Raw genomic sequence first — 12,009 nt, 5'->3', positions numbered from 1 at the left:
GTCTACATCACCTGCCCGGTGAGTGCGGCCAGGGCATCCATGTCGCCCAGGTCACGGATGGCCTGTTCCACGTCGGGGTCCAACAGCAGGGGCTGGAGCGTATCGGTTCGCTGCGATGCCTTAAAACCGGCGCTGCGCAGAATCTGGCGCAGGGTGCTTTTTATACGGCCCAGCGTGGCGTCCGACCATTTGACAGCCTCGGCATGCTCAACCTGAAAACGGGTGACAAACGCGTTAAGGTCAACGTCGGTAAAGTTGTAGTCGAAGCTGGCCATGCGCTCGCCAATCTCCACCTGGATGAGCTCGCGAACCATGGTGTAGCGGCACATCATGGCAAACAGGTTGGCCTGAGCAGCCTGATCGGGCATGCCGTTGGCGACAAGATCCATAATGCGCGTGACCGCTTGATCGGCGGTGTCTTTGTCGATACCGCGGGCAGCACACTGCGTCTCGTCGAGCGCTACGGCATCAAAGCGGCGCAGACACACGCGGGCGCGGTCGGCCAGCATGCGCTCGGTGGGATACTGAAACAGGTTGTCGTGCTTAACGCGCGCGATGATCTCGTCGTCGCTCACGCCCTCCAGACGCAATGCTGCGACGATACGCATCTCGGGCAGCAAAAACTGCTCGCGCGTGAGCACGCCTCCCAGCGATATTTTGTCGGTGTTATCCACAGGACACACTCCAAGGGTTCGGGCCTTTTTATTTGCATCGGGGCGATGCAAACATGCCTTCCAATGATACCGTTTAAGTACGGGGTCGTGAGGGATGTTGCCGTCCTACTGCCCCAGCTCCTTAAGCGCTTGCAGCGACGCTGCGCGGGTCTCGGCGTAGGCAAGGCGCGCGTCGCGGAGCTGTTCGTCGAGCTGGTCGACCTGACCGCTCAGCGCATCGATCTGCCTGCCGATTTCCCCCATCTCGACTATCGTATTCCAACCACGTTGATTGGAAAGCTGCTCATGCTTATGGCGCAGCACAAGCAGCTGGTTGAGCAAAGCAACACGTGCCTTGTCGAGCTCTTCCATCTTGTCGCGCGCGGTCTTTACCTCCCTTGCGATGCGCAGCTTTTCCTGCTCTTTTGCAGAGGGCGTAGGGGCGGCTTCCGATACAGGCTCTGGCTCAGGTTCAGGCTCGGGCTCCTGTTCAACGTCGAGCGCCTCCTCGGGTTCGGGCTCCGCGGAAACCGCATCACCCATCTCCAAAAACGCGCAGATCCCCGGCTCCGTTGCCGGCCTTGCCTCGAGCACCGTGGCAACCACGCTGCCACTCAGCATCGCGCTCTGCGAGCAAAGTACTGCCCGAAAGCGCCGCATAAGAAAACCAAACCCGGAAATCTGCCGCGCCAATCGCTCGTCATAGGCAACGCAAATCGTATCCTCGCTTGTTTGCCGCACCGAAAGCCAATCGCCCACGCACATGAGCTGTACCAGCGTGATAGGCGTCAGGTCACCTTCAAAGAGCAGCTGCAGGCGGGGCGAAACATCGTCGCGGGGAACAACCAACTCAGTATGCTTCTCGAGCTCTTCTAGCGTGGTGCCGACGTACTGGCATAAATCGATGTTGCTCGGAACATCCGTAAAATGCTCGCGCGCACGGCTTAGGAGCCACTCGCTTTTGTCCGCGTTGATACGAACGCGCTTGAGAGCATGCGACGACCCGTCCCAGGTAACATCGGAATGCTCCAAAAACAGCCAGCCGTCACAAAACAGCTCCATAGCAAAGATGGGAAAGGCTTTCTGCATCGTTACATCTCCTTGGGTTCTTGCATATCGTCCGCGACGCCTTGATCGCTAACCTCGCTCCGCTGGCCCTCGTCGTCAAACAGGCCCTTAAACACCAGTTCCAGATCGCGCTCGTCGGTATAGCCGGGTTCCAGCGTGCCGCGGTCAATCGAGTCGAGCATGACCTGTTCCTTGTGCTGCAATCGCTCGTAAATGTTGCGGTCGAGCGACCAGGACCCGCCACGGCGTTCGTACACAGCGCGCAGATAGTGGTACTGCGTGTACTGTTCTTGCGGCAGGCCCAGGCGGTGGATGCGATCCTTGGACTGCAGCAGGTGCACCAGGTTGTAGCTGCACTCAAAGTAGACGGCGTCGTGGCACACGCTGTGGAGCGAGACCGACTCGGCCAGTGTGTGCGGGTTGGTGACCAGCACGCTCGTCTCCCCCGCCTTAAACGAGTCGATGACGCGGGCACGCGTGGGCATATCGGTCGACCCACTGATGGCACGGGCCGTAATGCCGCGCTCGTGCAGCTCGTGCACCACGTTGCGAATGCTGCGCTTAAAGATGCACCACACGATGACTGACTTGCCCTGGGCTACCAGCGATTCGACCAAGTCCAGGCAGGCGACCATCTTGGCTGTGGGCCGGTCATCCACCTGCAGGCCTTCCAGCGCTTTGCCCGCCCCCGTCTGCACCTCGCCATCAAACAAGTCGGCATAGTCGCCGGCGCTCAGGTCCTCGGCCAGCATGCGCGGATCGGACGAAAGCTGCAACAGGCGAATGATCATCTCGAACGGCTCGCCCGAAAGTGTGCGCAGCACCTTTTGGAACAGCTGCTGCTCCCAGCGTTCCACCGGCACATCGACCAGATGGTCCTCGTTGGCCCGGGGTACGCCCAGCTGATGCTTGTTCGTACGGCAAAAGAACGGCGCGATGGACTCGTTAATATGCTCAACGTCGTCCTCGCTCGTCGACTTAAGGGCATTGGCGCTCATACCAAAGTACCAGTTGTAGTCGCGCGGCCATAGACAGTGGAGCAGGTTGTATAGGTCCTCAAACGAGTTGGGAATCGGCGTACCGGTAAGCGCGATAAAGTACGGCGCCGCCGCGGCAATCTGCACCGCGCTTGCCGCGCGCTTGCCGCCCACACGCTTCACCTTGTGCACCTCGTCAAACACCACCAGGGCGCGATCGGCCGCAATGCGCGCGGCCGCCTCCCCCAGCGCGACCGACTCGTAGTTGAGCAGGATCATGTCGTAGCGCTTGTAGTCGAACAGCAGGGTGCTGCACTTATCGCGCGTGGAACGACCGCGAAACTCGGGGTCGTGGAAGCACAGCGAACGCAGCGGGCGGTCGGCGCCAAAACAGGCGGCCCACTCGTCGCGCCACGAGCCAAAAGCGTTTTTGGGCGAAAGCACGATGATGCGGTCGACCAGGTCGCGCTCGCGCAGGTACGCAAACGTGCCCAGGACCGAAGCCGTTTTGCCCGAACCGGGAACGGAGAAGTTGGCGCAACGGCCCATGGCGCTCATAAAGAACGCGTCCCACAGCTGGCGGTCCTTAAGTGGGCGTTGCATCAGGGTGTCCTCTGCCTGGCAAAACTCATCAAAGCGATCGGCCACCGACGCGTCGTGCGCCTTGATCAGCAGGCCCACGCGCGCCTTCTCGCGCAGATAGTCCTCACGCGCCGTAAGGCCTCGCAGCAGGTCCGGGTCCACCTGGCACTCCACACCAAAGCTTGCCGCCCGCTGCAGCAGCTCAACGATGCGCTTGGCGCCCGGGTCGTCAATCCCCAGAGAAAAGAGCACGTCCGCCTCTCGATAGCTCGGCGCATAGCGGCGCAGTGCCGAAAGCCGAATCTTCCAGACCGGCTCGCGACGCAGCTGCTCAACCGTCATGTCGAGCGGCACGACGGAAATGCCGTCGCTATACGAGAGGCGCAGCTTCATTTAGGCTTCCTCGCCGCCCATCTTGTACGCAATCTTGTCTTTGATCATATGCACCCTGGCCTCGAGCTTGGCGACCTCGGCGGCGATATTGGCAATCTCGTCCGCAGGCAGCAAGCCAAAGGTCGATTCCTCCACCTGATCAAGATCCCTGATGGCGCGGATGATCGAGAGCGAAGGCGACTTGAGGGCCTTGTTCATCTTGGTGGTGTTCTCGGCCGACTCCATAACCTCACGGAAGGCCGTCGCCAGTTGAACATCGTCGCGGATCTCGGCGATGTCGGTCGAGGTCACGATCTCTTTGTTCTTCAGGCGCTCGGCAACCTCAAAGGCCAGCTCGTTTTCGCGCTCGATAAAGCGATCCGCGTCGGGGCCCTCCAAAATCGGCTTGATCTTACGGACAAAGCGCACGATGTCGCCCTGCGGCTCGGCAATCATGTTGGCAAAGACGATGTTCTTAACGTCCTCTTCCTGATCGTCGCTCTTGCACTTTTTAAGGACGCCCTGCAGTTCGTTGATAACGCCGGCGACCTTGAGCTCGCGCGCCAGGTGAAACTGGTCCTTGGCGTTGGCAAACTCCAGGAACTCGTTCATATAGCGGGCTTTTACAATCTCCTTCTCGAGCTCCTTGGGCTCAACGCCAATGCACTGGGCATACTCCTCCTTCGAGAGCAAGTTTGAGCTGATGATGTCGTTGTAGATGCCCACCAGGCGGTCGACGGGATCGTATCCGACCTTCTCTTCCTCGCCATGCTGAATCGAAAGCTCCAGCATCTTGATCTTCTTGGAATCGTTACCCAGGCTCTCGGGAAGAATGACAGCCTCAAACCAGCCAAAGCTTGGGTTTTCGGCGGCAAGACGACGCAGGCAGGTAAAGCGACGGTTGCCGTCGACGATCAGGCCGTCGGCCAGCACCACGCCGGGGCGCTCTTGCGAACGCAGGGCAATGCTACGCTGCGTCTTTTCGATAGCATCCTTGTTGCTGTCGACGATAAAACCCTCAATGATGTCGTTGCAGGCCGCGACGTCCAGCTCGTTAAACGCGCCCTCGCCATGCTCGGCCTTGTAGCGGCTGATCCAGGAGGCGATACGGTCGTTCTGCACGTTGTAGCGCAGGAACTCGAGCTTAATGCTGTAAACGGGATACATCTCGGGCTTGCCGTCAATCACGATCTTGTGGTTGGCTCCGGTCGGCTTAATGTTGACGCCGTCGCCGATCATTTCAAGCAGGTTCATGTTGACTCCTCCTATTGGTTGTTTTTGATATACAGCTCGCGCAGATACTCTGCGTTCATCCTTTTGCTGAGCATGACCATGTCGAGGTCCTCGTTGTAGAACAGCCCCTTGTCCTGGACGGCTCGGTTAATATCGGCTGCGGTTATTACGACGCCGTAGTCATCCTGGAACGCATCGATCAGGTCCCCCACCTCGATAGGCCCCTTTTGCCTCACGACGTATTCGACCGCGTCGCCCGACGAAAACGCCCCCTCCTTGCGACAGAACATGTAAACTCCGCTAAAGCGGGTACGCCTTATTTGCTCATGAGCCAGGCCGTACAGAACGATTGAGTCATAAAACGTATTGTCAAAACCACATTCATCGACCACGGCATGGAGCTTATGCATAAAGCCCTGCTTACGCAGGCTCGTCACCGTAAACGGCACGTCAGGCTCTGTGCAGGCAAACAGGGAATACGCGTAGCTGCCCAGGTCAATACGTCGAATACCTGTCGATTCGTTCAGGCGCTTGAGCGAAATAAACGAATCGTGGTTGCACTCGATAAAGGTAAAGTTGCGCAGCAGCGGCGTAATGGCATTCCTAAAATCCGGATGGTTGATGACCTCGTCGCCAAAGCCCGGGGAACCGTAGGCAAAGCTGTCGCGCGACATAAGCAGGTTCGTAAACGACTGACGCAGGTCCACGCCTTCCTTGACTATCAGGTCCCTGGAGATTTCCAGACCAAGAGGCGCCAGTGACTGATCGTTAATGAGTCGCCCGGATGCGGTACCAAACTTGGCAGCAAAACTCGCTGCGACATACGGTAGCGAGACGTAGTCCTCGGTCACCATATCTTTGATGAACTGCTGCTGCTCGTCCGTAAGGTTGCTCTCGACATACGAGTAGCGGCCGTTGCGCAGATATGCGTTCATGTCGCGCAGGTAGTTGCCGCGGACCGTCCTCGTTTCCACGCAGTACTTGTCCGCATAGCGCTGGGCAAACTCCTCGCGCGACAGCTCGGTGCCCGCGTCGCGCAGTACATCGAGCATTTGGTTTTTACGGTCCGTTTTGCCGAGGCGAATCAGCGGCATCGAGCCCATTTCCAAGCCGGGCACCGAACCCGGACGCACAAATGAGCGGATAATCTCGTAGAGCTCCTCGTCGTCGCGAACGTCGTAGAGGTCACACAGCTCCTGATTCTCGCGTAGGATGAGGCCCGCACCGCACTCGATATTGCGCCCCACGGCGAGCGTCAGGATCTGACGCAACTCGGACGTAAAGCGACTGTCGACCTTGTAGGCGCGGATCTTATTGGCGCGCGCCACCAGGAACATGTGCGTGCCACGCAGCTCGTTAAGACATCTGATGTCCTCGGAAGGCAACGAAAGCATCTGTTTGTAACCGCACTTGTTGTCTTCCAAAAACAGCTGGTACCTGTTGCGGAAATCTTTAAGGTCGTGATACTCATCAACGGCTCCAGACTCGGCAAAGGCACGCAGCGCGGCACCGCGCGTGGAGAAGTTGCCCAGTTTTTTACGCGCGATCTGCTCGAGCTGGGAGGTGTTGTCCCTCTCGACACTTACGGGCGTTCGGAGCACGCCGGCAGAAGAATGACGATTCAGCTGCGCCGCCCTATCACGCCATTCCTGCGGCAACGAGTGATCGTTGGCGGCAAGGCGGAGGCTAAACTTGTTCGATACCTTAACGGCTTTCAGGTAGCCAAAAGTCATCGGGGATGCCTGCGTGATCTTGCAGAACGCATCCTCGGTAAGGTCATAACGCTGGTACAACGGGGCGAATTTGTCCTCATCGAGGTGCGGCCGATTACACAGCAGGTCGGCACGACGCTGGCGAAGCGGACCAAGACCGGCGGGCTTGTGCGGGTAATCCATAAGCGGCTTATCGCTAAAGATCCAGCGTAACAGGCTGGCATCGTCGGCTGGCAGCAACGCAAGCCATGCATCGATGGACATGGGGCCTTTCTTGGTAAGGTCTTCGACCTTGCTGGTAAAGGGCTTTGCCGGCTGTTCCGGGGCCGGGGCGGGAGCTGAGGCGGGAGTGGGGTCGGGTAAAGACTTGGATTCGGGCTCGGAAGCAAACTCGGGCTCGAGCGTCAACGCGACAGCCTGCTCCGCAGGCGCGAACTCCTCCTCTACCCCATCATCAGCATTTTTGATTCCTTTGCTTGCCAGGTATGCGCGGACCACCCGGCAGACGGACAGGTCAAGGTCCTTATCGACCGCTGCGTATTTAAGCGGGATAGCACCCTGTCCATAGATGCGCTTCATATACAAGTAGGCAGGCTGCACGGTGTGCGTCAGGTCATAAAACTCCTCAGCAGTTACCTTGTACTTTTTAAAGAGCGGACCGAATGTATCAATGTCAAACGTCGGGCGCGACGCCATAAGGGCATCGTAACGCTCGCGGATTTTCCAGGCAGAAATAGCAAGGTTGTCGATCCAACGAGCTGGCTTGCTATCGATGAGCATATAGCCCATCAGGGTGCGATCCCGGTAAGCGAGGTCCGCAAACCACCTGTTGAACTTTGCAGCATCTTGGTCAAGGGCCAACGCAAGCGCCTGGGTTACCGTAAGATCCTGCGCTGCCGGCATCTCGGAATCGTGCGAGGAATCCCCCTCGCGGGCTTTGGACTGGGCATCCAACCGCCCACCCAATTGAGCCTTATCAGTCGATGCAATAACGCCATCTGCACCATTAGCATCTATGAAGGTAGACCACGTATTAGCTGTATCAATATCCTCCTGATCCTGGGAAAGCTCAAAGTTCAGGCGCTTGAACGTTTTTACGGCCGCATTAAAGGCAGGGTATTCGTTTTTAAGCTCAGCGAGCACCGAATTAGCGGAGTGTTTTTGGCTATAGCCCATCGCGAGCTTGCCCGCCACCCTAACGCAAAAGAGCAAACGGAACGAGGGCTCGTGTATGGACAAACACTCTCGATGCAACCGCAGGATTGCTTCGTCAGCGAGCCTGTTAACCGCCCTGACACGCTCGAGTGGCATATTAGCCGATGGATACCAGCCCCCTATCGCCGCCTGGCGTGCAATCTCAATTTCTTGTTTGGTTCTTCCAAGCTGCAGCTTTCCCGATGGCCAATCGTTTAATGCAGACACAATCGAGTGCAGCTCGCCCGAAGTTAGGCCCTTCGTTCGGAGCTCCCTCCAGTTGTACGAAAGCAGCTCAGGCATATTGTGAATGCGATACTTGCTCTTTAATTTGCGTTGCAACGCCGGAGAAATCGAAAGATTCAACAGCGAGAGAGGCTCGCCATCGCTTGAATAAATAGTGCTGAACAGTTCGGTTTCTGGACCCTTAACATCCGTATACGCGCAGCATTCAAGCCCGATACTGCGCAAATTGCCAAAGACGTCAAACACCAGCTTTCTGTTGCCCGAGAGCTTGCCGAGCTTCGGCGCCTGTACGCGGTACTGTGGCGAAAGCGGCAAAGCGTAGGCACGGAGCTGCGTCTCAAAGGCGGCACGCACGTCAGCGTCCTCGGTCTTGCCCAGCTCGCGAACGAGACTGAACACATCTTTAATATTTTGCCTGTCGAGAAAGGCGACTTGAGTCTCGCTGTCGAACACGCAGCGCGGGTCATCCCAACCGCTCAGGTACTTGGGACGCTCGAGCTTGTTGGCGGCGGCTTCAACGGGCTCAGCCTCTGGTTCGGGTTCGGGTTCGGGTTCGGGTTCGGGTTCGGGTTCGGGTTCGGGTTCGGGTTCGGAAACAGGCTCTTCAACAGGCGCAGGCCCTTCAACGGACATGCGCCCATTTGCAGGCTCGAGCTCGGGTTCGAGCGCGAGCCCAGGCTGCACGGGCCCAGAGGCGGACTCGGGCTCAGAGACAGCCTTCGCAGCCTCAATGTTGTCAGAGAAGGAAATGACCAGCTGCTGGGGCTCAGAGGACAGCGCAAGCTCGGGACGCTCGACCTGTGCCGACTCCTGCTGCTCGTCCGCCACCCCTGCAGACTCTGCCGGCAGTTCATATCCCATGAGGGACAAACCATCGGCCGGCTTCTTGTCATACGAAACACCCACGGCAACGGGAATAGGCCAGCTGCGCTCATTAACCTTCAACTGCACAAGGGTCGAATCTGCACGCAACGAAATGGGACCGCAAGCCTTAGGTGCAGGGGCCTCAGGAGTAACGGATTCAACGGCCTCGGACTCTTCGGCCACAGGCTCCACCGCTTCAGCTTCCGTCGCGTCGCCTGCGGTGGCTTCGAGCGTGGCAGGCTCAGCCGTCACGGGCTCCTCAGCTGCGACCTCGACAGCCTCAGGTTCCGCGGCATCGCACTCAACGGCATCGAGCTCTGCAATATCGGCGTCGTCGGCCCACGGCGCCGCCGCGCGCTCAAGTGTCTCAGACTCTGCGGCTGCGGGCTCTTCGGCATCGCACTCAACGGCCTCAGGCGCAGCCTCTTCAGACTCAACGTTTTCATCATCAACAACGGTGCCGTCAACGTCCTCGTCCCCAGTGTTTTCGCCCTCGGCACCTTCGCTTTTAACAGCCTCAAGCTCAATGGCATCAGCAGCCACCGGCTCCCCTGCGGGTTCCGCCACCTCCTTGGCCGCACCGGGCGCCATGCTGTACTCGCCGTTGGCGTACAAAAGTTCACCATTCATAACTAGTTGGGCTAGCGCTCGCTCGTATGAGTCATTAATGGTGCGATACACGCTCGAGCGCACCAGCGCATCGTGCAGTGGGACATCGGCCTGCGCGACCGCATCCAGAATGAGCGACTCGTAGTACGCGTTTACGTCCATTGAAATGTTTGTTGCACTCACAGCATTGTTGTCCATACAGAAACGACCCCCGATATTCCCCAAACAACCCACTAGCTGTATTGGAAAAAAGGAAGAATTATGCCAATGATTACTTCTTACGCCACTTGCGAACGTTTTTGTTTAGCAACATTTTGTTGTGCAATAAATCAACTGTGCATATGCAGATGAGCGGTAGTTTTAATCGGTGAACGGCGATCGCGAACGCCTGAAGGCCCTTTCATTTTCCTTGGCACCAAGGCAATTAAAATGGACCTGTCGCGCGGACGCGCCGCGCATCATACACGTCTTTCTGCCACCAGATGGGACAAGCAAGGTTGCTCGCCCATGTCCTCATTTGTCTTTACGCTATAATCAAGATAAAACTATACATATGATTCTATGTAAGGAGTTTCATATGCCTGTCGTAAAGCCTATTTCCGATCTGCAACGCAACTTTGGTTCCATAGCGGATAGCTGCCACCAAACCAAAGAGCCCGTCTACCTGACCAAAAACGGATCGGCATCGCTTGTCGTCATGGATGCCGAGGCCTATGACGAGCAGACGCGCGCACTAACCGCCATTCAGGAGCGCGAAGAACGCATCCAGCGAGCCATCACGCGTGGCTACGACGACTTAGTAAACGGTCGTGTGCGACCGTGGAAACAGGCCAAGGCAGATGCAGATCGCATCAGGGCGGCTCGCCATGAAATTGGATAACGCAGACGTCGAGTTCTACTCGGAGCTCGACGAACTTGATAAGCCTTTTGATGTTGTCATGACTGACGAGGCACTCTATGCCTATGCCGAGATTCCTTCGGAGCGAATCTACGCCAGAATCGGCAACCTCATCGACTTTCTAGCCGAGCATCCTTATTTTGGGGAAGAGTACGACCCCTACTATCAGGCAGCCTTTCCGCCCATTGACTGCAGGGTCTTCTTTTGCGCGCACTACGGTGTGTACTACCACGTGGATGTTGAGCAGCGAAACATCAGCATCCTGGCAATCGAGGACCATCGAAAGAACCCTTTGAGTAGATTCAAACTACTCAAGTAGCCCCCCATGTAACCATCCTGTAAATCATAGCAGCGCGGTCGAGTTTTGCCGTGATGCGGTCGCGCCGGGCGCTCCACTGTGCTAAAGTATCCCGAACGTTCAAACGACTACGAGGGGAACTAGAAGATGGCACGTGTGCACAACTTCTCAGCTGGCCCGGCCGCGCTGCCTACAAGCGTGCTCGCCGAGATCGCCGACGAGATGATGGACTACCGCGGTTGCGGCATGTCCGTGCTCGAGATGAGCCATCGATCTAGCATGTACCAGCAGATCATCGACGACGCCGAGGCAACCCTGCGCCGCCTGCTGAGTATCCCCGACAACTACCGTGTCCTGTTTTTGCAGGGCGGCGCCACGCTGCAGTTTGCGGGCATCCCCATGAACCTCATGCGCCGCGGCCGCGCCGGCTACGTCGTGACCGGCAACTTTGCCAACAAGGCGTACAAGGAGGCCGCCAAGTACGGCAAGGCCGTGCTGCTCGCGAGCTCCGAGGACACCAATTTCGACCGCATTCCCACCATGGCCAATATCAACGCGCGCATTGCCGCCGAGGCCGCGGGCGACGGGCTCGACTACGTCTACATCTGCCAGAACAACACCATCTTTGGCACCATGTACCACGAGCTGCCCGCTTGCGGCGATGTGCCGCTGGTCGCCGATGTCTCGAGCTGCTTTTTGTCGCAGCCGCTCGACGTCGAGCGCTACGGGCTCATCTATGCCGGCGCGCAGAAAAACGCCGGCGCCGCGGGCGTGACCGTGGTCATCGTGCGCGACGACCTCATCGCCGATGGCCCAGCCTTTGCGCAGACGCCGCAGTACCTGGACCTTAAGACCCAGGCCGCCAAGGGCTCCATGCTCAACACGCCCAACACCTTTGGCATCTACGTGTGCGGCAAGGTGTTCCGCTGGGTGGAGCAAGCCGGCGGACTCGCCGCCATGGCCGAGCGCAACTGGGCCAAGGCCAACCTGCTCTATGACCTGCTCGAGCACAGCGAGCTGTTCCATGGCACCACGCAGGCCGACAGCCGCTCCATCGCCAACGTCACCTTCCGCACCGGCGACGCCGAACTCGACGCGGCCTTTGTCGCAGGCGCGGCCGAGCACCAGATTCAAAACGTCAAGGGCCATCGCCTGGTGGGCGGCATGCGCGCGAGCGTCTACAACGCCGTAACCATGGAAGACGTGCAGGCACTGGCCTCGTACATGAAGGACTTCGAAGCGCAGCATAGTTTGAGTCCGCGATCTAACTAGCCCGCAACCCGCGGGCCGACCAGCCACTTCA

Annotated in this window: 8 protein-coding genes; 3 read left to right on the top strand and 5 right to left on the bottom strand. The window is 58.2% G+C overall.

Translation table 11 applies throughout. From position 1 onward, the window contains the following. Nucleotides 1-2: 2 nt before the first annotated feature. The 5 genes from ACTNB2_RS02515 to ACTNB2_RS02495 form a co-directional block, all read right to left on the bottom strand. Complete coding sequence (locus ACTNB2_RS02515) at nt 3-674, bottom strand: DUF1819 family protein (RefSeq protein ID WP_441041994.1); 672 nt, start codon at nt 672-674, stop codon at nt 3-5. Nucleotides 675-779: 105 nt separating this feature from the next. After that, nucleotides 780-1,742, bottom strand: coding sequence for a hypothetical protein (locus ACTNB2_RS02510; RefSeq protein ID WP_441041993.1), 963 nt, complete (start codon nt 1,740-1,742; stop codon nt 780-782). Between the two features lie 2 nt (nt 1,743-1,744). Continuing rightward, on the bottom strand, nt 1,745-3,673 hold the full coding sequence (locus tag ACTNB2_RS02505) for a DEAD/DEAH box helicase (protein WP_441041991.1): 1,929 nt from the start codon (nt 3,671-3,673) through the stop codon (nt 1,745-1,747). After that, entirely contained in the window at nt 3,674-4,906 is a 1,233-nt protein-coding gene (locus tag ACTNB2_RS02500; RefSeq protein ID WP_441041990.1) for a hypothetical protein, read from the bottom strand. 11 nt (nt 4,907-4,917) lie between these two features. Continuing rightward, nucleotides 4,918-9,672, bottom strand: a complete 4,755-nt coding sequence (locus ACTNB2_RS02495) for a hypothetical protein (protein WP_441044684.1) — start codon at nt 9,670-9,672, stop codon at nt 4,918-4,920. A 415-nt stretch (nt 9,673-10,087) separates the two neighbouring features. Here ACTNB2_RS02495 and ACTNB2_RS02490 point away from each other — a divergent pair, with 415 nt between their 5' ends. From ACTNB2_RS02490 to serC, 3 genes are all read left to right on the top strand, one after another. Then, entirely contained in the window at nt 10,088-10,390 is a 303-nt protein-coding gene (locus ACTNB2_RS02490) for a type II toxin-antitoxin system Phd/YefM family antitoxin (protein WP_196032773.1), read from the top strand. After that, a complete protein-coding gene (locus ACTNB2_RS02485) occupies nt 10,377-10,727 on the top strand; it encodes a type II toxin-antitoxin system RelE/ParE family toxin (RefSeq protein ID WP_441041988.1) in 351 nt (116 codons plus the stop codon). The genes ACTNB2_RS02490 and ACTNB2_RS02485 overlap by 14 nt, the downstream gene beginning before the upstream one ends. A gap of 126 nt (nt 10,728-10,853) precedes the next feature. Continuing rightward, complete coding sequence (gene serC / locus ACTNB2_RS02480) at nt 10,854-11,978, top strand: 3-phosphoserine/phosphohydroxythreonine transaminase (protein WP_441041986.1); 1,125 nt, start codon at nt 10,854-10,856, stop codon at nt 11,976-11,978. Nucleotides 11,979-12,009 lie beyond the last annotated feature (31 nt).

Source organism: Collinsella sp. HCP28S3_G2 (assembly GCF_052065125.1).
Taxonomy (GTDB): domain Bacteria; phylum Actinomycetota; class Coriobacteriia; order Coriobacteriales; family Coriobacteriaceae; genus Collinsella.
The sequence above is the reverse complement of the archived record's forward strand: the minus strand, read 5'-3'. Positions and strand labels throughout refer to the sequence as shown.